This is a genomic window from Pararhizobium sp. P1_E7, from assembly GCF_056405855.1.
Window position 1 is genome coordinate 19,857 of the sequence record NZ_JBFUBH010000008.1, and the last position, 26,576, is coordinate 46,432.

The 26,576-nt window shown below is 60.1% G+C and carries 26 protein-coding genes and 1 tRNA gene; 12 read left to right on the forward strand and 15 right to left on the reverse strand.

Annotated features, from left to right (window positions below; genetic code table 11):
• Nucleotides 1-268 precede the first annotated feature (268 nt).
• Both AC1D17_RS11225 and AC1D17_RS11230 read right to left on the reverse strand, forming a co-directional pair.
• Nucleotides 269-1,696: a M10 family metallopeptidase C-terminal domain-containing protein gene (locus AC1D17_RS11225; RefSeq protein WP_477565495.1), complete on the reverse strand. Its 1,428-nt coding sequence runs from the start codon at nucleotides 1,694-1,696 to the stop codon at nucleotides 269-271.
• Nucleotides 1,697-1,839: 143 nt separating this feature from the next.
• Nucleotides 1,840-2,133 carry a hypothetical protein gene (locus AC1D17_RS11230; protein WP_477565496.1) on the reverse strand — a complete coding sequence of 98 codons (294 nt, stop codon included), beginning with the start codon at nucleotides 2,131-2,133 and terminating at the stop codon, nucleotides 1,840-1,842.
• Nucleotides 2,134-2,622: 489 nt separating this feature from the next.
• On the opposite strand from AC1D17_RS11230, the gene AC1D17_RS11235 reads away from it, so the two are divergent.
• From AC1D17_RS11235 to AC1D17_RS11245, 3 genes are all read left to right on the forward strand, one after another.
• Nucleotides 2,623-2,844, forward strand: a complete 222-nt coding sequence (locus AC1D17_RS11235; protein WP_477565497.1) for a hypothetical protein — start codon at nucleotides 2,623-2,625, stop codon at nucleotides 2,842-2,844.
• A gap of 123 nt (nucleotides 2,845-2,967) precedes the next feature.
• Nucleotides 2,968-3,696: an SOS response-associated peptidase gene (locus tag AC1D17_RS11240; RefSeq protein ID WP_477565498.1), complete on the forward strand. Its 729-nt coding sequence runs from the start codon at nucleotides 2,968-2,970 to the stop codon at nucleotides 3,694-3,696.
• Between the two features lie 183 nt (nucleotides 3,697-3,879).
• A complete protein-coding gene (locus AC1D17_RS11245; protein ID WP_477565499.1) occupies nucleotides 3,880-4,740 on the forward strand; it encodes a PDZ domain-containing protein in 861 nt (286 codons plus the stop codon).
• Nucleotides 4,741-5,285: 545 nt separating this feature from the next.
• Here the strand turns inward: AC1D17_RS11245 and AC1D17_RS11250 are convergent.
• Both AC1D17_RS11250 and AC1D17_RS11255 read right to left on the reverse strand, forming a co-directional pair.
• Nucleotides 5,286-5,945, reverse strand: a complete 660-nt coding sequence (locus AC1D17_RS11250) for a methyltransferase family protein (protein WP_477565500.1) — start codon at nucleotides 5,943-5,945, stop codon at nucleotides 5,286-5,288.
• 302 nt (nucleotides 5,946-6,247) lie between these two features.
• A tRNA-Leu gene (locus tag AC1D17_RS11255) sits at nucleotides 6,248-6,332 on the reverse strand.
• 177 nt (nucleotides 6,333-6,509) lie between these two features.
• Between AC1D17_RS11255 and AC1D17_RS11260 the strand changes: the two genes are divergently transcribed.
• Together AC1D17_RS11260 and AC1D17_RS11265 are read left to right on the forward strand one after the other, a co-directional pair.
• On the forward strand, nucleotides 6,510-7,097 hold the full coding sequence (locus tag AC1D17_RS11260) for a YqaA family protein (RefSeq protein ID WP_477565501.1): 588 nt from the start codon (nucleotides 6,510-6,512) through the stop codon (nucleotides 7,095-7,097).
• 7 nt (nucleotides 7,098-7,104) lie between these two features.
• A complete protein-coding gene (locus tag AC1D17_RS11265; protein WP_477565502.1) occupies nucleotides 7,105-7,626 on the forward strand; it encodes a disulfide bond formation protein B in 522 nt (173 codons plus the stop codon).
• Nucleotides 7,627-7,673: 47 nt separating this feature from the next.
• Here the strand turns inward: AC1D17_RS11265 and AC1D17_RS11270 are convergent, their stop codons facing one another.
• Both AC1D17_RS11270 and AC1D17_RS11275 read right to left on the reverse strand, forming a co-directional pair.
• On the reverse strand, nucleotides 7,674-8,231 hold the full coding sequence (locus tag AC1D17_RS11270; RefSeq protein WP_037125657.1) for an HNH endonuclease: 558 nt from the start codon (nucleotides 8,229-8,231) through the stop codon (nucleotides 7,674-7,676).
• A gap of 107 nt (nucleotides 8,232-8,338) precedes the next feature.
• Nucleotides 8,339-8,986, reverse strand: coding sequence for a DNA-3-methyladenine glycosylase family protein (locus tag AC1D17_RS11275; RefSeq protein ID WP_477565503.1), 648 nt, complete (start codon nucleotides 8,984-8,986; stop codon nucleotides 8,339-8,341).
• An 87-nt stretch (nucleotides 8,987-9,073) separates the two neighbouring features.
• Here AC1D17_RS11275 and gluQRS point away from each other — a divergent pair, with 87 nt between their 5' ends.
• A complete protein-coding gene (gluQRS, locus tag AC1D17_RS11280; RefSeq protein WP_477565504.1) occupies nucleotides 9,074-9,961 on the forward strand; it encodes a tRNA glutamyl-Q(34) synthetase GluQRS in 888 nt (295 codons plus the stop codon).
• Here gluQRS and AC1D17_RS11285 read toward each other — a convergent pair.
• On the reverse strand, nucleotides 9,956-10,888 hold the full coding sequence (locus AC1D17_RS11285; RefSeq protein WP_477565505.1) for a YihY/virulence factor BrkB family protein: 933 nt from the start codon (nucleotides 10,886-10,888) through the stop codon (nucleotides 9,956-9,958). The genes gluQRS and AC1D17_RS11285 overlap by 6 nt on opposite strands.
• Nucleotides 10,889-10,980: 92 nt before the next feature.
• Here AC1D17_RS11285 and AC1D17_RS11290 point away from each other — a divergent pair, with 92 nt between their 5' ends.
• From AC1D17_RS11290 to AC1D17_RS11315, 6 genes are all read left to right on the forward strand, one after another.
• Entirely contained in the window at nucleotides 10,981-11,814 is an 834-nt protein-coding gene (locus AC1D17_RS11290) for an SDR family oxidoreductase (protein ID WP_477565506.1), read from the forward strand.
• Nucleotides 11,815-11,837: 23 nt separating this feature from the next.
• Entirely contained in the window at nucleotides 11,838-12,035 is a 198-nt protein-coding gene (locus tag AC1D17_RS11295; protein ID WP_477565507.1) for a twin transmembrane helix small protein, read from the forward strand.
• A gap of 3 nt (nucleotides 12,036-12,038) precedes the next feature.
• Nucleotides 12,039-12,617, forward strand: a complete 579-nt coding sequence (locus tag AC1D17_RS11300; RefSeq protein ID WP_477565508.1) for a cob(I)yrinic acid a,c-diamide adenosyltransferase — start codon at nucleotides 12,039-12,041, stop codon at nucleotides 12,615-12,617.
• 39 nt (nucleotides 12,618-12,656) lie between these two features.
• Nucleotides 12,657-13,451 (forward strand): rhomboid family intramembrane serine protease, encoded by a 795-nt coding sequence (locus AC1D17_RS11305; protein ID WP_477565509.1) that lies wholly within the window; start codon nucleotides 12,657-12,659, stop codon nucleotides 13,449-13,451.
• Nucleotides 13,452-13,739: 288 nt separating this feature from the next.
• Nucleotides 13,740-14,489 (forward strand): electron transfer flavoprotein subunit beta/FixA family protein, encoded by a 750-nt coding sequence (locus AC1D17_RS11310; protein WP_477565510.1) that lies wholly within the window; start codon nucleotides 13,740-13,742, stop codon nucleotides 14,487-14,489.
• A 23-nt stretch (nucleotides 14,490-14,512) separates the two neighbouring features.
• Nucleotides 14,513-15,454 carry an electron transfer flavoprotein subunit alpha/FixB family protein gene (locus AC1D17_RS11315; RefSeq protein ID WP_477565511.1) on the forward strand — a complete coding sequence of 314 codons (942 nt, stop codon included), beginning with the start codon at nucleotides 14,513-14,515 and terminating at the stop codon, nucleotides 15,452-15,454.
• 234 nt (nucleotides 15,455-15,688) lie between these two features.
• Here the strand turns inward: AC1D17_RS11315 and AC1D17_RS11320 are convergent, their stop codons facing one another.
• The 8 genes from AC1D17_RS11320 to AC1D17_RS11355 all read right to left on the reverse strand — a co-directional run bounded on the left by AC1D17_RS11320 (nucleotide 15,689) and on the right by AC1D17_RS11355 (nucleotide 26,421).
• The gene (locus tag AC1D17_RS11320; RefSeq protein ID WP_477565512.1) at nucleotides 15,689-16,033 is read right to left on the reverse strand and encodes a cytochrome C oxidase subunit IV family protein; all 345 of its coding nucleotides are present in this window, start codon (nucleotides 16,031-16,033) and stop codon (nucleotides 15,689-15,691) included.
• Between the two features lie 11 nt (nucleotides 16,034-16,044).
• Nucleotides 16,045-16,764 (reverse strand): heme-copper oxidase subunit III family protein, encoded by a 720-nt coding sequence (locus AC1D17_RS11325; RefSeq protein WP_477565513.1) that lies wholly within the window; start codon nucleotides 16,762-16,764, stop codon nucleotides 16,045-16,047.
• 11 nt (nucleotides 16,765-16,775) lie between these two features.
• A complete protein-coding gene (locus AC1D17_RS11330; protein ID WP_477565514.1) occupies nucleotides 16,776-17,483 on the reverse strand; it encodes a cytochrome c oxidase subunit 3 in 708 nt (235 codons plus the stop codon).
• Nucleotides 17,480-19,258 carry a cytochrome c oxidase subunit I gene (gene ctaD / locus AC1D17_RS11335; protein WP_477565515.1) on the reverse strand — a complete coding sequence of 593 codons (1,779 nt, stop codon included), beginning with the start codon at nucleotides 19,256-19,258 and terminating at the stop codon, nucleotides 17,480-17,482. Before ctaD ends, AC1D17_RS11330 begins: the two co-directional genes overlap by 4 nt.
• Before the next feature lie 40 nt (nucleotides 19,259-19,298).
• Nucleotides 19,299-20,114, reverse strand: coding sequence for a cytochrome c oxidase subunit II (locus AC1D17_RS11340; protein WP_477565516.1), 816 nt, complete (start codon nucleotides 20,112-20,114; stop codon nucleotides 19,299-19,301).
• Between the two features lie 130 nt (nucleotides 20,115-20,244).
• Entirely contained in the window at nucleotides 20,245-20,634 is a 390-nt protein-coding gene (locus AC1D17_RS11345) for a c-type cytochrome (RefSeq protein WP_477565517.1), read from the reverse strand.
• Nucleotides 20,635-20,779: 145 nt separating this feature from the next.
• A complete protein-coding gene (locus AC1D17_RS11350) occupies nucleotides 20,780-22,759 on the reverse strand; it encodes a CHASE2 domain-containing protein (RefSeq protein ID WP_477565518.1) in 1,980 nt (659 codons plus the stop codon).
• Complete coding sequence (locus AC1D17_RS11355) at nucleotides 22,759-26,421, reverse strand: FecR domain-containing protein (protein ID WP_477565519.1); 3,663 nt, start codon at nucleotides 26,419-26,421, stop codon at nucleotides 22,759-22,761. The genes AC1D17_RS11350 and AC1D17_RS11355 overlap by 1 nt, the downstream gene beginning before the upstream one ends.
• Nucleotides 26,422-26,576: the final 155 nt, after the last annotated feature.

Genomic DNA, 26,576 nt, shown 5'->3' on the forward strand with positions numbered 1-26,576 from the left:
CTGGCATGCGGCTGGTTGTGCCGATTTGGGGATTGGTGTGTACCAGACTGGCATCGGGGAAAAGTTTTGCAATCGCGACGCGGATTGGCGGTTAACATCCTGCTAGCACCGTCCTGAATTGGCGCACTCCGCCGGCCATATCCACAGCGCGCACGCCGTATGGTTGCATTTACAACACGCAAGCGCGCCCGGCGCGAAGAGCCTGCCGGCCGATGCTGACCGGGAAATGGAGCGCGCAAGCCGGAACCCGGCGTCACAAAGCCGGCCTCTACAGCAGGAAATAACCTGGCAGCAGTGTTACTGCATCGTCCAGACGGATGGCAAAATCCGCCGTCTTGTCGCCGTTGACGTCTCCATAGATGTAAGTGTCGGAGACATCTTTGGTGTAGCGCAATTCACCGGCAACTCCGTGAAATGCAGCTGTCCCGATAAAGCTGAACGCCTGGTTGCCGGCCACGGTCGTCTTGGCATCGATCGACCGCAGATCGATATCATCGCTTGCGGTAAAGTCGAATATCGTGTCGCGCCCACCAACAGCGACGGTTGAATCCTTGGTCGAGTTAAAGATGAAAATATCTGCGCCGGTGCCGCCATAGAGGCTGTCGGCGCCCGCAAGGCCGGTGAGCTTGTCGTTGCCCGCACCACCGTTCAAAACGTTGTTGGGCTGGAACGTTTGATTGTTACCGGATCCGACAAGGACATCTGCACCGGACCCGCCGGTCAAGTTTTCAAAACTGATAAGAAAGAAAGAGCCCGTGCTCACATCTGCGAGACCAAGCGTATCGAGTGAAACGCTGAGATTTTCGGTAAATTTTGCGAAGCTGACGCGATCGACCCCGCCGCTTCCATCAATGATGACAAAACTGTTGTTGTTCACCAATGGCGTCAGATTGACGATATCGTTCCCACCACCCACGTATACGGTTGAACCGCCGCCGCTTCCCAGATTCACCGTGTCGGATCCGCCGTAAGTAAAAATGGATGTCACCTCACCCGTGGAAGTGGTGATGATGTTGTTTCCGGAACCCGCGCCGATCGATTCCGCACCGCCACTGCCGATGGAAACTGTATCGTTTCCGGAATAGGCAATAAAGCTGTTTACGTATCTCGACCCGGTAGTCAGATGATTGTTACCGCCGCCAAGATTAATCGTCTCAGCGTCGCCGCCCGTGCTAACAACAGTATCGGCACCGCTAAACCCGACAATTGCGCCAACATATCCGGTTGAGATCGAGACTGTATTGGTACCGTTACCAACGTTCAAATAGTCGATGCTGCTGCCATTCACCGTCACGTTGTCGTTGCCACCATTGAGGCTAATGGTGCCAAAATAGTCCGAAGACAAGGTGAGCTTCTCAATACCATTGCCGCCCTCAATCGCGCCGACATTGGTGTTTAACAACGTTACGACATGGCCGGAGGGCGATCCTAAAAGGAGGTGTTGAATGTTCCGGTCGGTTCCTGCCGCTGTGTCGGTGATCACCGCTTTCGCATTGCCGACGAATCTTAAGGTTCCTATCCCCCACGAACTGCCTTCAAATTTTATGGTGGCGGTGCGGACGGCAGCGGCCGGATCTGCATAAATATCGACTGCCAGCAGAAAGCCATTGCTCGCCCAGTTATACTGGTCGCCTCCGATGGCAAACGAAGTCGTACCGTTAAAAACAAGATTGACATTGCTACTTATGGTCGACATTGGAGCCCCCCTAACGTCACCTAAATCTAAATTAGCAATATCTCATTTAAAGTTGAAACTCGCAAGTTTCGAAATTTATGGGGGTGATCCGGTCTCCGCCGGGCACCGGAAAGGCGAAAATAGCGCCGCCGGCCCGCTTCACGTCATTCCCCCATATCCGGGATGTAAAGGCACTTGGTTCGACCCTTGGGGCCGAAATCATTGAAGGCGGCACAGCGGTGGAACTGCCCGTCGGGTGACCGCCTCAGAGGCCAGGTCTTGTAGGCGATGACCTCGCCGGTCGTCCGTATGAGCCAGCCGTCCTTCGTCGGCGTCACATCACTTGCCGGTATCGGTTTGCAATCGCGTCCCGCGCAGCAGGGGACTTCGTAGAAATCATGTGACCATGCCGGGTTGATCAGCCAGATCAAAATCAAGAACGCCAATGCCTTGGCCATTAGAATCCTCCCGTTGTGCTCCCCGGTCCGGCGGCATCCCCCCAATCCTCCATTATCGGCGCCCCCTCTTTGCTCTATTTCACACCGCCGCCGCCGCGGAGACAACGACGAGGAGGCCGATTTGTTGCATGACGCCGTGCAGTTCGGCGGCTTTCGCTATCGAGTTCACCCGGCAACACAACAGTATCAACAGTATAATGGCAGGCAAAAAAGCGGAGGCAGCAAAGCAAGTTCAAAGCGGAAATCGAAATGCTGCCCCGTGCCGGGCTGCCGAAAGCGAATCTTCTCAATACCTCGAACGATTTCTGGACGGTTCCGGATCGCCAGCGATCATTATGTTTTTTTCAAAGGTGTCCAGCCTTCACGACGCTGTCTTGACTCTCGCCTCATTCGGAACATAATAAGAACAACAAAGGCGGATGCGGACGCCAATCTGAAAATCCATGCACGTTTGATCCATCGCTGCGGCGCAATGGAAAAGGAAAAGCCATGCCTACGATTAGCGCCGCCGCGTATGACATCCAATATTCCGGCCCGGTTGATGAGATCGCCGCCGCCCTCGCTTTTCACGACGGCGATGTTCGCGCCACCATCGGAACGCTGCTGGCGGACATCAAGTACTTGCGGGAACAGTTGGCCATTACGCAGATCGGGATGAGCATCGGCTTCACCCGCGGCTGGACGCCGCGCTTCGAGCGAACCGAAACCTGAACAGCCAGGACGCAGGACACACCTCCATCGCAAGCGCCAGGCGGCGCTGCGCGTCGAACGATGCTATAAGCAAGTCATCGACCCGCACCGTGCGAAGCCGGCATGGCGAGGAGGGAGGGCAAGATGTGCGGACGCGTTTACATAAAGGCGGACCTTCAGACCATGGTCAGCGCCTTTTCCTTCGCAAACAGCGACCGCATTCAGGGCCTGGCCAATCAGCTGCCGCGCTACAATGGTGCGCCCACTCAGACCTACCCGATCATCATTCGCGATGTGATCCGCGATCCCGATCTCTTCGGCCCGGTGTTTGTTTCCGCGCGCTGGGGCCTTCTGCCAAGGTGGGCGACGGACCCAAAGGGCGGCGGCCGTCCGCCGCCAATCAATGCCCGGTGTGAAACGATCGCCACAAACGGCATCTTCAAGGCCGCCTATCGATCGCGGCGCTGCCTTGTGCCTATCGACGGGTTCTTTGAGTGGAAGGATATCCATGGGACAGGGAAGAACAAGCAGCCCTATGCCATCGCACTAAAGTCGGGAGCGCCTTTTGCGCTGGCGGGCATATGGGAAACTTGGCGCGATCCGGAAACCAGCGAAGATACCCGGACATTTGCCATCCTCACCTGTGCGTCGAACGATTTGATGGCAACCATCCATGACCGCATGCCGGTGCTTCTGCATCCGCAAGACTATCAGCGCTGGATTTCCAGTTCCGAGGATCCGAGCGACCTGATGAAGCCGTTCCCTTCCGAGCTCATGACAATGTGGCCGATCGGCAGGAACGTGGGCTCGCCGAAAAATGACGGCCCAGAGGTCATAGAGGAAATCGAACCGGAACCGCCAGCTCTGTTTTGAGCAAGTCCATCAAGCTGGTGGTGCTTGCAGCCTTCGATGCTGATGACGAAGACAACCTTCATCCTGCATTCGAACCGCGGCTAACCATTTTTGGTGATTGTGAGGCACATCATGCATTTTGGCTTTTTCTAAACAAGCACGCGATATAGTAGATATTGCCCAATCCCGGGCGGGACCTTTTTCATGAAAAACAAGATATTCGTCGCCACCGCAGCAATCGCTCTTTTGCTGACACATGTTGCCGCCCCCATTGCCGGTTTCGACCCGGCCTTTGCTGCCGCCTCAGCTGCGGCAGACGGACTGCCGAAGCCCGCGATTTCACGCGCACTCGGCGCGCTTCTGCTCCCGATCAACGCGCAGGTGATCAAGAAATTCAAGCTCGACCAGTCGGACCGGGGGCTGCTTGTTCTTTCCGTCAAGCCGAATGGGGCAGCCGACAAGCAAGGCATAGAGGCAGGCGACATTCTCGTGGAAGTCCTCGGCCGAAAGGTGCACAAGCCAATCGATGTGGATATCGCCGTCAGCCGCCAGTTGAAAGCAGGAAACTCGAATTTCAAGTTCGATGTGGAACGCGCTGGCGCGATGGTGGTCGTTGCGACCGTCATCACGCTTGAGATCTACAACGAAACGTACAGTGTCAGCGAATTGTCGAGCTGGGAAACGACGACGAGCTTCGAAAGTTCATTTTCCTATTCCGAATATATTTCCGAAGAAACACAGTCGATCGAAGAAACCTACACCAGCGAGGAATCTGTAGTCGAGGAAGCGATTTCGCACGAGGAAACATCCGAGGAAACATCCTCGGAAGAAACCACGAGTGAAGAAGAGACGTCGAGCGACGAGGCATCGTCCGAAGAAACAACCAGCGACGATTCGACAGCCGATGACGCGGCGGCGGATGACAGCGAAGCGGCAGACGATAATACCGCGGATGACACCCCCGAAGCGAATGACGACAGCGCTGCAGACGACGACGCTGCCGCCGACGACTCGGGCGGCGACGATGCGTCTTCGGACGACAGTGGCGGAGACGACAGCGAGTAACGTTTTCACACGCCGGTTTCCAGCCTAGTCTAGAAACCGGCAGTGTCGCTTCTTAGATTTTACGGCGCGCATGACCGCGCCGGATGAGCCGGACGAATGAGACGAAAGCGGAACAGAAATGTGTCCAGCTTCCGACGTGATGCCTCATGTCTGGGCAGCGGCAAAAGGCCAAGTAAAATCAATTGGATTTTTAGGTGCTGGTGCCCCGTGCCGGACTGCAGAAAGTGAACCTTTCCGGCACTTCTGCGACTTTCTGGACACATCTACATCGTCGGTAATCATTATGCTTTTCGAAAATGTGTCTGGCCGCTATCTCTGCCTGATGACCGACTACCGGCCCAAATACTAATGGCAGCGCACCCAGCTGTACGAAAACGCATGGAAGAAGCTGACTGTGTGACTGCAAACTGAAAGAGGCTGGGGCAGCTTTGCGCCAATTTCAGACATCGGAACCAAGACGTGAGCCTAAGGGACCACGGCAAAAATTAGCTGCATTGGCAGGCCGCGACGACCTTCGAAGCACGCTTCCTAAGGAGGTTTGGCTCTCACCAAATACCCGGGACAAGCCGCCATCGGACCCGCGCGGCGTAATCCGAATAGCCCGCAAGCTCTGCGCGAAGAATTCGGTCCTCCGTGATGGTGCGGTAGAACAGAAACGGCAGGCTGAAGAGCACAACGAGCGCAGCCGCAAGCCATGATCCGAGCGCGGGTCCGCTTGCCGCCATGATCAAAAATCCAGCGGTGTAGCCAGGGTGGCGGACGAAGGCATAAGGCCCCGTGCTGACGACGTGCTGGCCGCGGTCGGCCTGGATGCGAATGACTGAGGAGAAAAACCGGTTCACACGCATCGCCCATAGTGCAAGGGTGTAGCCGGCCGCGACCGTGAACAGGCAACCGCCCTGAAGCCAATCGGGCACGCTGTCGCTCCAATGGAAACGGCCACGATCAAGCCCGGCAACGATCCAGTGCATGAACAGAACGAGCGAGAAGACCCTCAGCGAGAGCGGCGGCTTCTTGCCACCCGGCCGCATGCGTTCGCGCAGGAGATCCGGATCGAGCGCCGCGAACGAAACGATCATGACGACAGCGAAGATTGCCAGATAGGCCCAAAAGCCCGGGACAGCGATCGTACCGGCCGCTGCGAACAATGCGACAGCCGCGGCGACCACAAACAAACCTGCCTTGAAGTAAGCCGAGACGGGCATCCGCTAGGCTGGACGCCGAGCTATGACCGGGACTGACCGCCATGCGACACGACAGGAGCATAGAGCTGACGCCAAACAGTAGCACTCACTTCGACTACGAAACGCTAAGTGCCTTGGGAACCTAGGCGTGGGTGATGGCAACGCAGTTGACGTCCGGCCTGTCTTGTTAGGTTGAAACGATGCACGAAATCGCCGCGAAAAACAGATGATGAACGTAAATGTGTCCAGCCGACGACCTGATGCGGTAGTTCTGGGCATTCAGTCGCAAAAAAACAAACAAAATCAATTGGAGTTTTAAGTGTTGGTGCCCCGTGCCGGAATCGAACCAGCACTCCTCTCGGAACCTGATTTTGAGTCAGGCGCGTCTACCAATTCCGCCAACGGGGCACGGATACCTTTCGGGGTAGCAAAAAGCGTTTACACGAACCCTTTCGGAACGGTCAACCGGGATTTTGATTATCGCCGGACGGGAATCACAAAACTGTGCAATTCGCATCCGCAGCAAATCATTTACAGCATGGGCAATCCTGCCTAAAAGGCGTGGACCGAAACTGGAAATCCTTGATGCTTCGACGCCTCTACGACTGGACCATGTCGCTTGCCGCCCGGAAATCCGCCGAAGTGTGGCTTGCAGTCATCGCTTTCGTCGAGAGTTCCGTCTTCCTCGTCCCGGCCGATGTGTTGTTCCTGCCGATGGCACTGGCCCGGCCGGAGCGCGCCTACCGCTATGCACTGGTCGCGACCGTCGCCTCCGTGCTCGGAGGCATCGCCGGCTGGTATATCGGCCATTACGCCTTCGAGGCGCTGGCCAGGCCGATCCTGCATTTCTACGGCAAGCTTGAGGCCTTCGAGGCGATGAAGGMATCGGTCGGCTACGAGACGCTGRTCCTTCTGCTGGTCACCTCGGGCCTTGCGCATCTGCCGCCGATCAAGGTCGTGACCATCCTTTCCGGCGCTGCCAACATCAATCTCGGCCTGTTCATCATCTCGGCGATTATCGCCCGTGGCGCCCGCTTCTTTCTTTTGGCGTGGCTCTTGCAGCGTTACGGCGAAGGCATCCGCCATTTCATCGAAAAGCGGCTGGGCATGCTGGCCGCCGCGGTGGCCGGCCTGCTGATCGCCATCTTCGCCGCTTACCGTTTTCTTGCCTGATATTTCGATGGAGCCTTCCGTGAGCGCAAGCCCGACCCAATCTACCCGCAGCCTTCTGCCGTCCCTCTTCGCCACGATCGGCATGACGGGCACTGTCGGCGGCGCGCTCGCCTTCGAGCATATCGGCGGCTATATCCCCTGCGCGCTCTGCCTGATGCAGCGAACGCCCTATTACTGGGGCATTCCGATCGGCATCGCCGCGATTGCGGCTTCGGTTCTGCGGCTTCCCGCCTGGACGACGCGGGCGCTGCTTCTGGTCATCGGCATCCTGATGCTTGTCGGCGCAGGCATCGGCGTCTATCACGCCGGCGTCGAATGGCATTTCTGGGAAGGACCGGCGACCTGCGCCACGTCGGCTTCGGGTGTTTCCGGCAATGTCGGCGACCTGCTTGGCGATCTCGACAGCAAGCACGGCCCCTCCTGCACGGATGCAGCGTTGCGCGTTCTCGGGCTTTCCTTTGCCGGCTGGAACGTCATCGCCAGCCTGATCCTGGCAGCCATTGCCCTGCGTGGCGCTGCCAAGGCATAAAGATCAAAGCGGCTGCCAGAGCAGCCGCCTTTCACCGGCCAAAGGCATCACGGCTGCAGTTCGACATCCCAGTAGAGATAGTCCATCCAGCTGTCATGCAGATGGTTTGGCGGGAACAGCCGGCCGTTGTTGTGCAGGTCCTGCACCGTCGGATGGAACGGCTTCTGGTGCGGGAACATCCCAGCCTGGCGTGGGAGCTTGCCGCCCTTGCGCAGATTGCACGGAGAGCACGCCGCAACGACATTCTCCCATGTGGTCTGGCCGCCGCAGCAGCGCGGGATCACATGGTCAAATGTCAGATCATCCGGCGAGCCGCAATACTGGCATTCGAACCGGTCACGCAGGAACACATTGAACCGTGTGAAGGCCGGATGGCGCGACGGCTGCACGTAGCTTTTCAGGCAGACGACACTTGGCAGGCGCATGGAGAAGCTGGGAGAAGAGACCTGATGATCGTATTCAGCCAGGATATGGACGCGGTCTAGGAAAACGGCCTTGATCGCGTCCTGCCAGGACCACAGCGACAAGGGGTAATAACTCAGCGGCCTATAGTCAGCGTTCAGCACGAGCGCTGGGAGGCCGTGTGGTGAGACTGCAATCGTCAAGCCAGTATACTCCTGCTCGATTCGGCACCTGCACCTTCTATATTAGGCCCGTTGCGTCAGGATTGTGAAGCCAAAAGGAAAAAGGAAACAAAGATTCGCTTTTTGTCTTATGAAGTGGCTGGCGTGCCATCCCGGCGCATTTCGGTGGCATAGTAGGCCCAGAACAAACGCGCAGCAACGCTGCGCCATGGGGCCCAGAGTTCAGTCAGCGAATCAAGTTCGCGGATGGAGGGGCGCATCTCCAGCATCAGCGCATGACTGACGGCATTCTGCAGCGCCACGTCGCCGACCGGAAACACGTCCGGATGCCCCGCGCAGAACAGAAGATAGACCTCCGCGGTCCAGCGGCCGACGCCCTTGATCGCCGTCATCTCGCGGATTGCAGCACGGCCCTCGACCGAACAGATCGCCTCCAGATCGAGCTCGCCGTCGAGCACTGCGCGGGCCACCCGCCGCAGCGTATCGGCCTTGGCGCGTGACAGGCCGACCAGGCGGCAATCCTCGTCGGACATGGCTGTGACGGTGGCGGCATCGATGCTGCCGAGCGCCGTCTCCATGCGGCTCCAGATGGCGGCGGCGCTGGCTTTGGACACCATCTGCGAGACGATGATATTGGCGATGCCGCGATAACCGGGATCGGTGCGGCGCAGCGGCACGGGACCGGCTTTCGACACGACGTGCTCGAGCCGTGCATCCAGCATCACCAGCCCGCTCAGGCCGGCGGCGATATCCTCGTGCGTGCGGATGATCCGCATCTTAAATCCTCCAGCACATCATCGGCGTGAAGCTTGCCAAGCGCGAAACGAATGGCCGCCAGCACACTTCCGTGCCAAGACGTAAATATGAACAAAGCTCCGTCAAAACAACCTGTATTCCGGTTTGCTCCAAGCCCGAATGGCCAGCTTCACCTTGGCCATGCGCTGTCGGCCATCCTCAATCACGACATGGCGAAAACGGAAGGCGGGCGCTTCCTGCTGCGGATCGAGGATATCGACATTGCCCGCTGTACGCCGGAATTCGAGGCCGGGATCATCGCAGACCTGGAATGGCTGCGGCTCGACTGGGAAAAACCGGCGCGGCGGCAATCGGAGCACCTCGATCTTTACCGCCAGGCGCTGGGCAAGCTCATCGACCGGGATCTCGTCTACCCGGCATTCTTGACGCGCGGTGCGATCAAGTCTGCCGTCGCCGAATTCGAGGCAGCGGGCAAAGCCTGGCCGCGCGATCCGGACGGCGCACCGCTGTACCCCGGCGAGGAACGGAAACTATCGGCCGCCGCCCGTCAACGGATGCTCGCCGGCGGCAAGCCGCATGCGTGGCGGCTGGACATGGCCAAAGCGCTGGCTGAGCTGAAGGAGCCGTTGACCTGGCAGGAAACCGGCACAGGTCCGGATGGGGAAACCGGCGCGATGCCCGCCGATCCGGCCGCCTGGGGCGATGTCGTGCTGTCCCGCTCGGATGCGCCATCGAGCTATCATCTGGCGGTGACGGTGGACGATGCTCTGCAGGAGGTGACGCATGTGGTCCGGGGATGCGACCTCTTCCATGCGACATCGGTGCACCGGCTGCTGCAAAGCCTGCTCAACCTTCCCCAACCGGCCTATCACCACCACCGGCTGATCCTTGGTCCGGATGGACGCAAATTGTCAAAGAGCAACCGCGACACCGGCATCGCCGCCTTCCGCGAGGCGGGCAAGACGCCGGACGATGTCCGGACGATGGTTCTATAGGGCCCTTTCCTTGGACGCTTCCGCCTCGCCCGGCCCATCCACCGGTTTGATCGCATCGTCCTTCGGCCCCCTGAAACTGCGCAACACCATGCGCTTCACCTTGTATTTCAGGATCGCTGCGTTGATCTCGGCACCAAGGATGAAGATGACACCAACGATGTAGAGGAAGACCAGCGCGATCATGATCGAGGCAAGGCCGGCATAGGTCGAAACGTAATTGGCGAAGGTCGCAATGTAGGAGGCAAACACATAGGCGCCGATCGACCAGGCGATCAGCGTCAGGACGATGCCCGGCAGGACATCCATGATCTTGCGGCGCCCATCCGGCAGCCAGAGATGGCTGACGACGAGACCGGTGGTCAGCATGACGAAGACGCCGGGCAGGCTCCAGCTGTCGATCATGGTCAGGAGCGTGTTGAACCAGGGAAGATAGATACCGAAATAGCGGATGGCGAGCGGCACGGCGACCAGCAGGAGGCTGACGATGGCAAGGACCAGCACCGCTGCAAAGACGAAAACAAGGCTCGCCACGCGGGTCTTGTACCAGGGCCTGCTTTCGGCAACCCGGTAGGCGCGGTTGAGCGAGACGCGCAACGCCTCGACGCCGTTGGAGGCAAAGTAGGCGGCGGCCAGGACCGACAGGGTGAGCAACCCGCCGCGCGGGATGGTCAGCACCCGCACCACCTCATCGGAAATCGGCTTGGCGATCGATTCGGGCCACGTATCGAAGATGAAATGCACCGCCGTCGTCGCAAACTGGTCAGCGCCGAGAAAGCTGCCGAGCGCCGTGCCGAAGATCAGGAACGGAAAGATCGCCAAAAGGGTGGAGAGCGCCACATGGCTCGCCATCGCCCAGCCGTCGTCCTCGCTGAAATGCCACACGGCATCGAAGACRACCTTCCAGGCTATGCGAATGAAGGCCGGCATTCTTTCTCCAATAATTCCAGCAGCGTTCTACGATTGTAACCCGTTCATGAATATGGGAAACCGGACGGCAATTTCTACAGGAAACGACCCTTATGACCGACCGTCCCACGATAATCGTCACCGGCTGCTCTTCCGGTATCGGCGCCTGGTGCGCGCGGGCACTGTCAAGGGACGGCTGGCGGGTGTTTGCCACCGTCCGGCGGCTGGAGGATCTTGCCGCGCTCGAGAACGACGGCATCGAAGCCTTCCTGATGGATTATACCAAACCGGACAGCATCTCCAATCTCGTCGACGACGTGTTTGCCCGTTCCAGCGGCAGGCTGGATGCGCTGTTCAACAACGGCGCCTATGGCCAGGCCGGCGCTGTGGAGGACCTGCCCGCGGAGGCCTTGCGGCTGCAACTGGAGACCAATGTCATCGGCTGGCACGACCTGACGCGGCGCGTCATCCCGGCGATGCGGGCGCAGGGGCATGGACGGATCGTGCAATGCTCATCCATTCTCGGGATTGTTCCCTATCGATGGCGAGGCGCCTATAATGCTTCGAAGTTCGCTCTGGAAGGCCTGACGCTGACGATGCGCATGGAACTTGAAGGCAGCGGCATCGAGGTCAGCCTGATCGAACCGGGTCCGATCACATCGCGCTTCACCGCCAATGCCGTCCCCTATATCGAGCGCTTCATCGACCTCAAAGGTTCGGTGCATGCGAAGGAATATGAACGGCAGATGCGGCGGCTGAGGGGCGAAAGCGCTCCGGCAAAAGGCAAGCTCGAACCCGATGCGGTGTATACTGCGCTGAAACGCGCATTGACCGCAAAGAAGCCGAAGCCGCATTACATCGTGACGCAGCCGGCCAAACAGGGCGCGATTCTGAAGAAACTGCTTCCGGCCGGGCTGTTCTATCGCATTATCGGCCGGCTCGGCTGACGGGAAAGACGAAGGTAATACACATGAACAGTTTTATGACCGGTTTGACATTGCTCGTCATGGGCCTCGTCGCCATCGTCCTCATCCGCGGCCTCGTAAACATGGCAAAGGGCGGCGACGGCAACACATCCAATAAATTGATGCAGGCCCGCGTGTTCCTGCAGGCGGTGGCGATCGTTCTGATCATGCTGACGCTGTGGATCACCGGCGGCGGCCGCTGAGCGATGGTGAAGCTGAACAAGATCTACACCAAGACAGGCGACGACGGCACGACGGGCCTTGCCACCGGTCCGCGCCGCCTGAAAAGCGATCTGCGTGTCGATGCCTATGGCACGATCGACGAGGCCAATTCGTTCGTGGGGCTGGCACGCCAGCATACGCAGCAATTCGCCACGCTCGATACGATGCTGATGCGCATCCAGAACGACCTGTTCGACCTCGGCGCCGACCTTTCGACGCCCGATACCGGCGAGACGCTGGCCTATGAGCCGCTACGGATCATCGCCTCGCAGGTGACGCGACTGGAGGCCGAGATCGACGAATTGAACGCCGACCTCGATCCGTTGCGCTCGTTCGTGCTGCCCGGCGGCAGTGGCGCTGCGGCCGCATTGCACATCGCCCGCACCGTGGCGCGGCGGGCGGAGCGGCTGATGGTCGATCTTGCCCGGATGGACGGCGAGATCGTCAGCAGCGAAGCGCTGGCCTACGTCAACCGGCTTTCGGATTTCCTCTTCGTCGCCGCCCGCTGGACCAACGGCAAGGGCAAGTCGGATGTGCTTTGGGTTCCCGGAAAAAACAGATAAGCTTGACGCTCATCACCACTTCGAGGGACCGGCGCGCCTATGTTCATACCGCTGCATGACGCGAATTCCCTCAAACATATCAAGGTTCAGTATGTCACGATCAGCCTGATCGTCATCAACACCCTCGTCTGGCTGATCACCGGGCCGCTTCTGGCGCCGGAGGAGCTTACCAATGCCGCGACGATGGGCCTGGGCTATATCCCCGCCATCGTCTTCGACTACGCGCATCTGGCGCCGAACCTCGTGCTCGTTCCCGATGATGCCACCTACCTCACCTATTCCTTCCTGCACGGCGACTTCTGGCATCTGGCCGGCAATATGCTGTTCCTCTGGGTGTTCGGCGACAATGTCGAGGATGCGCTGGGGCATTTCCGCTTCCTCATCTTCTACCTTCTTTGCGCTGCCGCCGGCGCCCTGACGCATGGGCTGGTCAACACGGCCTCCGAGGCGCCGCTGATCGGGGCGTCCGGCGCCATTTCAGGCGTCGTCGCCGCCTATTTCCTCCTGCATCCGAAGGTGCGCGTCTGGGTGCTGGTGCTGTTCCGCATTCCGCTTCCCCTGCCCGCCTTCATTCCGCTGGCTTTCTGGATCGGCCAGCAGTTCTTCATGCTGGCCGTCGATCCGGAAGGCGGCGTCTCCTGGGGCGCGCATGTCGGCGGCATCATCGCCGGGCTGATCCTGGTTGTCATTTTGCGCCGCCGCGACGTGCCGCTTTTCGACCGCACGATCGTCACGCCGCGCGCCGTGCGGCATGTTGAAGCAGCAGCGGCAGGCGCGCCGTCTTCTGTCGGTGAGACTGTCAAGAAGCCCACGCCCTGGGGCAGACCGATGTGACCTTGACCGGACAAGCACGGAATTGCTGTGATATCCGATTGAAACCAATGCGTTGACGGGGCGACCATGACCATGAGACGCCAAGGCTTCGCAGAAGATGGTCGCACTCTTCCAGTTTAATATTGACGCGCACGTAAACGTCAGTATTTTCCCCATGACAATCTTGCGAGGGAACCAAGGGGCAAAGATTGTAATTGGAGAAAAAACGCGTATCGATGTCGCCAACCGACAATCAGGCCGCTGCGTTAAAGCGCATTTTCTCGCAAACGTTTCGTAAGGAAGGACATCATGAAAGTTCTGGTCACCGTCAAGCGTGTCGTCGACTACAACGTGAAGATCCGGGTGAAGCCGGACGGCACGGGGGTCGAGCTTGCCAATGTGAAGATGTCGATGAACCCGTTCGACGAGATTTCGGTCGAGGAGGCTTTGCGGCTGAAGGAAGCCGGCAAGGCGTCGGAAGTGGTCGTCGTCTCCGTCGGTCCGGCCAAGGCCGAGGAAACGCTGCGCACGGCGCTGGCGATGGGGGCCGACCGGGCGATCCTGGTCGAGACCGACGACGCGGTCGAGCCTTTGGCCGTCGCCAAGATCATCAAGGGCGTGGCTGAGGCCGAACAGCCCGGCCTGATCATCGTCGGCAAGCAGGCGATCGACGACGATTCAAACCAGACCGGCCAGATGCTGTCGGCGCTGCTCGGCTGGGCGCAGGGGACGTTCGCCTCGAAGATCGAACTCGGCGATGGCAAGGCCCAGGTGACCCGCGAGGTCGATGGCGGCCTGCAGACCATCGAGATCAAGCTGCCGGCCGTCGTCACCACCGACCTGCGCCTGAACGAGCCGCGCTACGCCTCTTTGCCGAACATCATGAAGGCCAAGAAGAAGCCGCTCGACAAGAAGTCGCCAGCCGATTTCGGCGTTGACACCGCACCGCGTCTGAACGTTCTGAAGACCGAGGAGCCGGGTGGCCGCAAGGCCGGCATCAAGGTCAAGACGGTGGCCGAACTGGTCGACAAGCTCAAGAACGAAGCCGGCGTCCTCTAACGATCGCGAAAGGAACTACGATCATGACCATTCTTCTTCTCGCCGATCACGACAACGCAACCTTGTCCGACCAGACCGCCAAGGCGCTGACGGCTGCCGCGAAGATCGCCAGTGGGACTGGAAGCGACGTGCATGTGCTCGTGGCCGGCTTGGGCGCCAAGCCCGCCGCCGACGCTGCCGCAAAACTCACCGGCGTCGCCAAGGTGCTGCTGGCCGACAGCGGCGACCTGGCCAACAATCTGGCCGAGCCGCTCGCCGCCCTGATCGTGTCGCTGGCCGGCTCCTACGACACGATCATTTCGGCCGCCACCTCGGTCGGCAAGAACGTTCTGCCGCGCGTCGCCGCGCTGCTCGACATCGCCCAGATCTCCGAGATCACCGAGGTCGTCTCGGCCGATACGTTCAAGCGGCCGATCTATGCCGGCAACGCCATCCAGACGGTGCAGTCGGGCGAGGCCAAGAAGGTGATCACCGTGCGCACGGCCTCCTTCGCCTCGGCTGCAGCAGGCGGTTCGGCCCCGGTCGAAACCATCGCGGCTGCCGCCAACCCGGGTCTCTCGACCTTCGTCAAGGACGCTTTGTCCTCGTCGGACCGTCCGGAGCTGACCTCGGCGAAGATCATCATCTCGGGTGGCCGCGCACTCGGCTCGTCGGAAAAATTCCAGGAGGTCATCCTGCCGGTGGCCGACAAGCTCGGTGCCGCCGTCGGCGCATCGCGTGCCGCSGTCGATKCGGGCTATGCCCCGAACGACTGGCAGGTCGGCCAGACCGGCAAGGTCGTTGCGCCGCAGCTCTACATTGCGGTCGGCATCTCCGGCGCCATCCAGCATCTGGCCGGCATGAAGGACAGCAAGGTCATCGTCGCCATCAACAAGGACGAGGAAGCCCCGATCTTCCAGGTCGCCGACTACGGCCTCGTCGGCGATCTCTTCACCATCCTGCCAGAGCTTGAAAAGGCGCTGTGATCCGCGCGGCGGCTCACGGGAGCCGCCTGCGCGCAGCCAAGTGGACAGACAAAAATCTTGCGCTGCCATCGGGCGTGACGTGCGATCAAAGCGCAAGTTTCTGTGCAACCCGGCCCCGTAACCAGTCACAAAGCCCGCCGCACAAAATGTCGCGGGCTTTTGGCGTTCTGGGCGCGGGTCTGACCAGGCCACCGGTAAGGCTCTACCCGGAAAACACCGCCTCCAGCTGATGGGCTACGGCGCGGCGCCGAAGAAGGCGAGCCGGGTGAAGATCGTATAGTTCGATTCCGATACCATCAGCGCGACGAAAATCAGCACGAGCAGCGGCGGCAGCAGGATGGCGTAGACGAGCGCCAGACGTTCCCAGGCCATATGCATAAAAAAGGCAACAATCAGCCCCGCCTTCAGTATCATGAACAGAAGGATCAGTGACCATCGCAGATAGCCCAGAATCCCGAGATAATCGACCATGTAGGAACAGGCGCTGAGCACGAAGAGCAGGCCCCAGACGACAAGGTAGAGCCGGATCGGGTGATGCTGTCCGCTTTGCACTTGTGCATGCGCAGTTGTCTCGCTCATGACCCTATTCCTCACCACAGATAGAAGAAGGCAAAGATGAACACCCAGACCAGATCGACGAAGTGCCAGTAAAGGCCCATGATCTCGACGGCCTCGTAGCGGCCCTTCCTGCTGGTGAAAAAGCCGCGCCGTTCCGTGTCGAAATCACCCCGCCAGACCTTGCGGGCGACAATGAGGAGGAAGATGACGCCGATCGTGACATGGGTGCCGTGAAAGCCGGTAATCATGAAGAAGGCCGAGCCGAATTGCGCGGCACCCCACGGGTTTCCCCAGGGGCGCACGCCCTCCGATATCAGCTTGGTCCATTCGAAAGCCTGCATGCCGACGAATGTCGCACCGAGAAGCGCAGTTGCGAGCATCAGGACGGCGGTCTTGCCGCGTTCGCGGCGATAGCCGAAATTGACCGCCATCGCCATGGTGCCGCTGCTTGAGATCAGCACGAAGGTCATGATCGCGATCAGGATCAAAGGAACGTCCTGCCCGCCGATATGCAGTGCGAAGACTTCGCTCGGATTGGGCCATGCGACGGGGGTCGACATGCGGGCGGTCATATAGGCCAAGAGGAAGCATCCAAACACAAAGGTGTCGCTGAGGAGAAAGATCCACATCATCGCCTTGCCCCAAGAGGCGGTTTTGAAGGCGCGCTGATCCGAGCCGAAATCGGCAGCGACGCCGCGCAGGCCGGCCGGCCGAAGGTCCGGATCGCCGTGTGTCTGGGCAGATTGGGTCATCTGGAAATCTCCTAGCTGAGCAGTTGGCGGCAGAGATCGACGAAATCGTTCGCCCAGCCGGCAAAGAGCGCGAAGAGTACGAGCCAGACGGCGAGCATGAAATTGAAATAAACGGTGCAAAGATCGACGCTGAGGCGAAGCTGCGCCGGTTCGATATCGGCTGCGAATGCCCTGAGTGTCGTGCGGCCGGTAACGGCAAGGCCGCCGAGAATATGCAGGCCGTGCAGGCCGGTCAGCATGTAGAAGAAACTGTTGGCGGGGTTGTCGGCCAGCACGTAGCCGGCTGCGTTCAGTTCCCGCCAAGCCTCGATCTGTCCTATCAGAAAGAGGGCCGCAAACAGGAAGGCGGCGGCAAGCGCAGGCCGCAGGTTCTCCATGCGGCCATGCTGCGCCTGGTTTTTTGCCCATTGCAGCGCTGCACTGCTGGCGGCGATGAGGGCGGTGTTTACCCAGAGCAGCCGCGGAACCGGCATCCCCCACCAGTCCGAAGAAGCCATACGCATAAAATAGGCGCTGATGAAAAGACTGAAGAGGGCGCCGACGACGCCGAGGAACACATAGAGGCCGATTTTTATCGTCGGGACAGGCGGATCTTCCAGGCCGGTTGCCGCCTGCACCGGGCTGGCTTCAAGCCACGGCTTAGAGGTCAGCCGCTGCCCCGCCATCCACCAGGCGATGATGGCGYCGATGACTGCGAGGAAGAGCAGCGTGACGTTCATGCCATGACCTCGCGCGTTACGCCGTCGGTTGCCGGCTGCGTCTGCGGAATGAAATCCTCGGGCGCCCCCGGCACACTGTAGTCATAGGCCCAGCGATAGACGACCGGCAGGTCCTTGCCCCAGTTGCCATGGGCCGGCGGCGTCTGAGGCGTCTGCCATTCGAGTGTCGTCGCACGCCATGGATTGCCGCCTGCCTCCCTGCCTCTGAAAAGGCTCCAGATCAGATTGAACAGGAAGACCACCTGGGCGGCCCCGACGACAAGCGCCATGACGGTGATGAAGATGTTCAGCGTGTGAGCCGAAGGCGGAACAAAGCTTGTCTCTCCCATCTCGTAGTAGCGGCGCGGCACGCCGAGCAGGCCGAGATAGTGCATCGGAAAGAAGATTAGGTAGGCGCCGAGAAAGGTGACCCAGTAGTGGATATGACCGAGCGCCTCGTTCAGCATGCGCCCGGTCACTTTCGGGTACCAGTGATAGATCGCCCCGAAGACGACGAGGATCGGTGCCACGCCCATGACCATGTGGAAATGGGCGACGACGAACATCGTGTCGGACAGCGGGACATCGACGACAACATTGCCGAGAAACAGGCCGGTTAGCCCGCCATTGACGAAGGTGACGATGAAGGCCAGTGCAAAGAGCATGGGCAGCGTCAGGTGAATGTCGCCGCGCCACAATGTCAGCACCCAGTTGTAAACCTTGATCGCCGTCGGGACGGCGATGATCAGCGTCGTGGTGGCGAAGAAGAAGCCGAAGGCAGGGTTCATGCCGCTGACATACATGTGATGCGCCCAGACGACGAAACTCAGGGCTGCGATGATGACGATCGCCCAGACCATCATCCGATAACCGAAGATGTTCTTGCGCGCATGCGTGCTGATAAGGTCCGAGACGATCCCGAAGGCAGGCAGCGCAACGATATAGACCTCCGGATGCCCGAAGAACCAGAACAGGTGCTGGAACAGGATCGGGCTGCCGCCGCCGTGCTGCAATTGCGTCCCCATCTCGACGATGGCCGGCATGAAGAAACTGGTGCCGAGCAGGCGGTCGAACAGCATCATGACGCAGGCGACGAAAAGGGCGGGGAAGGCCAGGAGCGCCATCACCGTTGCGGTAAAGATACCCCAGACGGTCAAGGGCATGCGCATCAGCGTCATGCCGCGCGCACGGCCCTGCAGCACGGTAACGACATAGTTTAGGCCACCCATGGTGAAACCGATGATGAAGACGATCAGCGAGGACAGCATGAGGATGATGCCCCAGTCCTGGCCGCCGGGCGTGCCGGATAAAACAGCCTGTGGCGGGTAGAGCGTCCAGCCGGCTCCTGTCGGTCCGCCGGGGGCGAAAAAACCCGCGACCAGGATCAGCACTGCGATAAGATAAATCCAGTAGCTCAGCATGTTCGCATAGGGAAACACCATGTCGCGCGCGCCGACCATCAGGGGGATCAGGTAATTGCCGAAACCGCCGAGAAACAGGGCGGTCAGCAGATAGACCACCATGATCATGCCGTGCATGGTGATGAACTGATAATAGTGATCCGCGTCGATGAAGGCGAAGGTGCCGGGAAAGGCCAGCTGCAGACGCATCAGCCAGGACAGCACGAGCGCCACAAGACCGATCGAGATGGCCGTGACCGAGTATTGCACGGCGATGACCTTGGCATCCTGGCTGAAGACATATTTCGTCCACCAGCTTTTCGGATGGTAAAGCTCCATGTCCTCAACTTCGGCGGCCGGGACGGCGTCTGCGCTGCCGGCTGGAATCTCGACCATGATCTTTCTTCCCTTTCGCTCCGATGCCGTCCTGCCGTGTTCAGTTTGCCGGCTGCGGTTCTCCCGATGCCAGAAGCTGGGTAAACGTCTGCTGCTGCTGCAGCCAGGTCTGATAGTCCGCCGCTTCATCGACCACGACGGTCCCTCGCATCTGCGGATGGCCGACACCGCAAAGTTCGGCGCAGAGAATATCGAAGGTTCCCGTCCGCGTCGGCGTGAACCAGAAATAGGTGATCATGCCGGGTATCATGTCCATCTTGGCGCGGAATTCCGGTACGTAGAAATCATGGAGGACATCAATGGAGCGCAACAGGATGCGGACCGGTTTGCCGACCGGCAGGTGCAGCTCGCCGCCCTCGACGATGACGTCGTCCAGACCGGCCGTATCGTTCTTGTTGACGCCCAGCGGATTTTCCGGGCTGATGTCACGCGTTTCCGAACGGCCGAGCTTTCCGTCCACGCCCGGCAGGCGGAAACTCCATAACCACTGCTGGCTGACAACCTCGACCGGTGCGGCATCGTCAGGCACGGTGATGAACTGGTTCCACACGAAAAGGCCGGGTACAAGCATGGCGGCGACACCGACGGCGGTTCCGGATGCCAGCAGCAATTCCAGCTTCCGGTTTTCCGGCTCGTAGGCCGCCCGGTGGCCCGGCTTGTGCCGGAAGCGCCAGACACAATAGGCGACGAAGGAGACGACAGCGACGAAGACGATACCGGTGATCCAGAAGGTGATGACGAGTGTGCTGTCGATATAGGTCCAGTTGGACGCTATCGGCGTCCACCACCACGGGCTCAAAAGGTGGAACAGCACGGAGCCCACCACCAGTAAGACGAGGATCAGCACGACAGCCATTTTCGACCCTCCCTGAGCCGACTCGACCATGGACATGAAGCCGTATCTACAGAATGCCGTTATAGTGTCTCAGAAGCGAAAAATAATTAAAGCGCTTTACGGATGTGCCGCGCGGCTATCACGCAACCCGTCACTTGGAGTATTGTTTCAGGTAGGCAATCAGATCGGTTATCTCCTGATCGTCCTTCAGGCCGGCGAAGGCCATCTTTGTGCCCTTCACCTTGGTTTTCGGATTGTGCAGATAGTCGCGCAACGCCGTCTCGTCCCAGACGACACCGCTGTCGCCGGCCGCCTTCATCGCCGCCGAATAGGCGAAATCGGGATGCGTTCCGGCTTTTCTGCCAAACAGTCCATTGAGCGACGGACCGACCTTGTTCTTGTCGGATTCAACGATATGACAGATCGCGCATTTCTTGAAAACGGTGGCGCCTGCCGCCGCATCGCCCTCCTCGGATCGGGCATCAAACGAAGAAAGAGCGATGACGGATGCGGCGATCAGCAGAATATCACGATAATCCATGGCAAACCTTATCCTCCTCAAGGATGCCCAGCCACTTTCACCATACGCCACGATTCCCGGGTGCATAGTGTTTGTGATCGAAGAAAGCTTAATCCTTCGCGGTAGCAAGTCAATCGGGTCTACAATTTTGACGCGGCGTGGCCGGTCATGAAGGCAGTCGCGACCGCAGCAATCGGTAATAGCCAGCAAGGTGGGGAATCTCGCCTTCGAGTTCCCCGAAAGCTGGATCTTTGCTGCTCAGGTTGCCCGCATACTTGGCGGCGATCAGCTGGCGGTGCGCCGCAAGCGGTTCGGCCTTTACGGCTGGAAGCACCGTGAAGATCGGCGACAATGTCGTGCGGCCCTTGACGGTGATGCTGTCGAGCTCGGCGATGGTGAAATCCGCGTCGCTAAGCGATGCCGTGCGTTCGCCGAGCAAAAGCGGGACGCCATAATTCTTCGATTCGCCCTCCAGGCGCGAGGCAAGATTGACGGCATCGCCGAGCACGGAATAGTCGAACCGGCGCGAAGAGCCCATATTGCCGACAACGCAGTCGCCGGTGTTGATGCCGATGCCGATCTTGAGCACTCGCGCCTTTATGCCAGCCTGTGCCGCTTCCCGTTGCAAGTCTTCATTCAGGTGTTCGATCGCTTCCAGCATCTTGAGCGCCGCGCCGACCGCAAGACTGGCATGGCGGGGCTCGTCGAGCGGGGCGTTCCAGAAGGCCATCAGGCAATCGCCGATATATTTGTCGATCGTGCCGCCGCTTTCCAGCACGATGTCGGACAGCGGCGTCAACAGCCGGTTGATCAGCATCGTCAGCTGCTCGGGATCGTCCTTCAGAGCCTCGGAAATGGTGGTGAAACCGCGCACGTCGCAAWAAAGAATGGTCAGGGTCCGCCGTTCGCCGCCCAGCTTCAGCTGCTCTGGATCGTTGGCAAGTCGCGCGACCAGGGCCGGTGAGAGGTAGCGCGAAAAGGCCCGGGTGATGTCACGGCGGCTGCGGCGCTCAGTGGCATAGTCCAGTCCCGCCTGACCGGCAGCGACGGACAGATAGGCCAGGACCGGTCCGATCGGCGAGATGAAGATATGGCTAAGCCGCAATATCGCGTAGCTTGCGGCAATCAGCAGAGCCGGCACGACGATGCTGATCACCGTCGTCGGCCATCCCGTTGCCCGGAAAACCACGCCGCAGGCCAGGAGTGCGCCAAGCGCGATCGCCGCGATCACCGCCGTATGCCCCGCTTTGGTGATGGACAGGCCATGGGCGATATTGTCGAAGATCGTCGCCTGGATTTCAGCGCCCGCGACCAGATGGCCGGAGTGGACGGTGAACGGAGTGGCAAAGGCATCGGCGCCGCCGGCCTGGAGGGTCGGCGCATTCTGCAGGCTGAGGCCGACAATGACGACGCGATCGCGGAAAAAACCGTCCGGCAGGAACTGGCCCGGATCAAGGGCCTGATAGTAGGAGACGGTCGGATAGGTTCGCGCCGGACCGAATGTCTGCAGCAGGGCCGTTGCGGATATCGGCTGTTGCGGCCGGCCCGCAACCTTGGCCAGTTGCGCGGCAAAACCATCGGCATAAGCAGGTACCTGCCGCAACGTGCCGTCGCCGCTCAAGTGAACCGACGCGATCCCTGTCCGTGCGCCGCGCGCGACAAATTCTGCCAACGGCTCCGTCCGCACGAACTGGTCCGCCTGTGGCGTCTCGATCAGCGTTTCGTCACCGGCCAGAACGACATCGGGGCCAAGCGCGTCTGCAAGGGCGGCGTCGTTTTGCGGGTCAGCCGAAGGTTCGGCAAAGATGACGTCGAGGCCAATGGCTTTTGCTCCGGCGGCGCGCAGGGCGTTTACCAGCCGGGCATGCAAGGTGCGGGGCCATGGCCACTGGCTGCCGATCTCGGCCATCGAGGGCTCGTCGATGGCGACGATGACGGGGCCGTCTCTCGGAAGCGATAGTGGCCTAAGGGTGGAGAGGTAGTCGAAGCTGCGCAGTTCGGCGAGCGAGAAAGGGGAGGTGAGGGAAAACAACGCCAGTGCCACCGTCACGAACAGGCCGAGCAGCACAAGGCGAGCCTGACGCCAGCGCGCCTTCTGCAGCGTCGATCCACTGGTTCCGTAGCCATTCTTATTTCGGGGCTGCATCAGAAGCGCACCGAAAGCGTGCCCTTGACGGTCGGTCCCCAGCCCTTGACGCCCGGCGCCAGTTCAAAATCCTCGTCGAGCAGGTTATAGGCGGAAATTTCCAGCTCGGCGCGTTTGTCGAAAGGTTCCCAGACAAGGCTGGCATCGAGTGTCCAGTAGTCGTCCAGTTCTTCGCCTGTATCATCGTCTCCAACCCGTTCGCCGACATAGTTGGCGGCGACCGTCAGCTTGATATCGGCCGGATTGACCCAAGTGACGGCAATCTGGCCGGTCTGGTCGGGCACGAAGATCAGCGACCCGCCATAACCGCCCGTCAGCGGATCGAGATTCTTCGAATCGAGATGGGCATAGGTGGCCGAAAGGCCGAAACCGTGTCCGAGCGCCAGATTCCCCGTGATGGCGGCGCGGTCGATGCGCGCCCTGTCGAAGTCGAGCGTCGGGATTTCCAGTGGCTGAACGAGCGAAACCTTGTGCGCCTCCTGCCGCTGGTAATCAAAGGCGGTGAAGAAGCGATCGGACCATTGCGCATCCCAGCGGAAGGCGACGGTGTCGATATAGCCGTCGCCGTCCAGACCGATCTGGTTGCTCTGCAGCCCGACAATACCGACGGGCGCAAGCGTCGGCGCCTCGAAATTTTCGCCTTCGCGAAGATAGGCGAATCGCAGCCAATGGTTTTCAATGGGGCTCCAGGCGAGGCCGAGGCGTGGCTCGAAGCGCGCCAGACTGTCGTCCTCGCTGTCGAGGAAACGACCGAACGCCGCAGCCTCCAAGGTCAGAGACGGAGTTATTTCATAGCGGGCGTCGAGATAGACGCGGGCGAGACGATCATCGGTATCGACGATATCTTTGTCATAGTCGAAGTCGTCCGGAACGCCGTCGCCGTTGAAGTCAAAAAGGACAAGGGTCTCAGAACTGGATGAGTTTTTTACAAGGCTACCTTCAACCCCATAACGCCAGGTAAGGTTGTCATCGCCAATCATATGGTTCATGGCCGCCGTGTAGCTCTTGACCCTGGCCTCCCCAACATTGAGGCCATGAGCAGCAGCAAGTCGGCCATTTCTGAGGACCAAATCGACTGTCTCGGTTTGAGAATTTACTTTTTGATCGTTGTAGAACAGCCCAATATTGAGAATATTCTTATAGTCGAATGTATGGCTCCAGGCTAAACCGCTCGACAGCTCCGAGACATCGAGATCCTGGATCAGTCCGTCGAAAATTGTGACGGGTATTTCGTTGCGGAAGGCTTCCGACGAACCATAGCTTGTAAATGCCAGAATCCGGTCGTCCGGCGTCGGCGACATCGTGATATAGCCGGTGCCGCTGGTGATGTCGGTATCGAATAGGACATTTCCATCATCGATCCTCCGGACCTCGTCTCTCGGTCGGCTCCAGCTGAGATCGGCATTGATGCTGATCGGGAAGGGGCTGAAGGTGAGGCCGCGGATTTCGGCGCCGCCCGTATAGGTAGTTTCACGTCCACCAGTCACGAAGCCGCCCGTTAGCTCCGTCTCGAAGAATGGCTGGTCCAGGAGATTGGTCGTCCGCTCCCGGCTTGCCAGCATGTGCGGCCCGAGCAGCAGGCCCTGGATATAGGCGGAATAGCTGTCCTGGTTGCCGAGCGGAGACCATGGCGTCAGCGCGGTGGAATAGCTGTTGAGGAACGGGCTGATACTTCCGCGTACCGCCTGGTCGAAATAGCTCGTCGCGGTGAACGGGTCGAAGACGGCGTCGCCGTAATACTGCCCCCAGGCATCCAGTCCCTGCAGGCGGAAGGCATCATTCAGGGTGGAGCCGGCCGTCTGGTTGGCGCCGAGAGAGGCATAGTCGCCACCGCGCGCGCGCGTCAGGCGCATAATCTCCTGCGCGTTCCGGATTGCTGTAACCGCATCATATTCGTCGATGGCGATCGCGGTGCGCACGACGGCGACCAGAGGATCATGCGGATCGAGTCGCTGGGCATTGTCGAGAGCCTGCGCGGTCGGGTCGCGTTCCTTTTTGGCATAGTGGGCAGCGGCCAGCATGAGCTGGGTGTTGGATATGCCGGGATTGGACGCGGAGGCGGCCAGTAGATCCTGCATACCTTTCTCAAGGTCACCCATCTGCATGTGGTAGCGTCCGCGCGCCAGGAGCACCATGTCAAAGCCCGGGTCGACTTCCATCGCGAGGTCGATTTCTCGCTTGGCTTCCTCCATGCGCATCTCGTCGAGATAGAGGATGGCAAGATTCGCGTGCGGAAGTGGGTCAAGCGGATCGAGCTCGATCGCTTTCTTGTAAGCCTCTTCGGCCTTTCTGTTGTCGTCGCGGTCCGAATGGGCAAGGCMGAGCGTGTTCCAGATATTGCTGTCACCCGGCGCGACGGCGACGGCACGCATGAGGTCCTCCACGGCGCCCTTGCGATCGTAAGTGATCCCCATCTTGTAGGTGGCGCGCGCATCCAGCGCCTCCGGGTTGTCGGGATCGAGGCTGAGCGCCCGGTCGATCGCATCCTTCGCCTCGGCCTCGTCGGCAAGCAGGATGGCAAGTTGGGCCCGCGCGGCAGGCAGCATGGCGTCGTCGGGGTGAGCGTGTTCGGCATCCTTGACAACATCGAGCGCAGTGCGCACGTCCTCGCGGAAACCGGCAACCCAGGCCTTGCCGATGGCGGACGAGGTGCTGTCCACCATCTCGGGCGGCGATTCAATGTGGTTGGGATCGGCAAGGGAGCGGGCGATATAACCGCCATAACGCGCGATATTGGCGCGGCGCGGATCGAGCCCGCCTTGAGCCTTGGCAAAAAGTTTCGCCGCATCGGCGTAGCGGTTTTCCGTGCCGCTGAGCATTGCCTCGATGAGTGTCGCCCGTGCCTGCTGGCGACGATCAAGTCCCTTCGCCCGTGCGCCTTCCAGGGCCGCGCGCGTTTTCTGCCGGCCTTCGAGCGTCACCGAGCTCTCGGCAAGCCCCAGCCATTCTTCCGCCGTGCGATCTTGCGTCGGCTTGGCTTCCACCTGGTCTCGAAGCCGGCGTTGCTCTTGGGCCGTCAGATCGGTCGGCGGTATCCAGCGGAAGGAGTCGCGAAGCGAAAGGTTGAACAGCATCTGCTCGCGCTCTTTCGGCTTGGCGATGATGATCTTTGACGGAGCCTTGCCGATCGCGGCGACGGCGCCTTCGCCCTGCGCAACCTCAACGCTGCCGAATTCGTTCTTCAGTTCGACCAGCCCTTCCAGCACGATCAGCGAGGTCTTGCCGTCGGCGCCGACGGTCATTGTCCAGTCCGTGCCGCGAATGGCGGCCGCCGCTGCCGGCGTGTCGATGACCACGCCCTGGCCGCCGCGTTCGGCGCGGGCCCAGATCGTGCCGGATTGCAGCTCCAGCCCGGTATCGCCATTGCCGCCCATCTGTTTGACCAGAAGCGAGGTGTTGCGGCCGAGGCGAACCTGGGTACGGTCGGAAAACAGGACGGCAAGCTGGCCGGTGGCGTTGGTGCGCAGCACGTCGCCGCTCAGGAGGTCCTGCTGCAGATCGACATAACGCCAGCCGGAAACATCGACGAAGCGGACTTCCTCACCGGATTTGCGGGCAATGACAGATCCGGCGGCGGGGGATGGGCGTGGCAAAGGGTCAGCCTGCGCCGGCATGGCGAGACAGAGCGCTCCCAAGGCAAAACCCACGGATGCATATTTCATGCAGTTTCCCCAAAAATGCACGGTTCATCACTGGGTTTGAGCATCCCAAAAGTCAAGCCGTGTCGAGCCCTCGCCGTTACTTTGGGCAGCCGGTGTCGAAGGTGGGAAACACAGTGAAACACCGGTGGTTGTTCCTTGTGACGCACGGCGCAAGA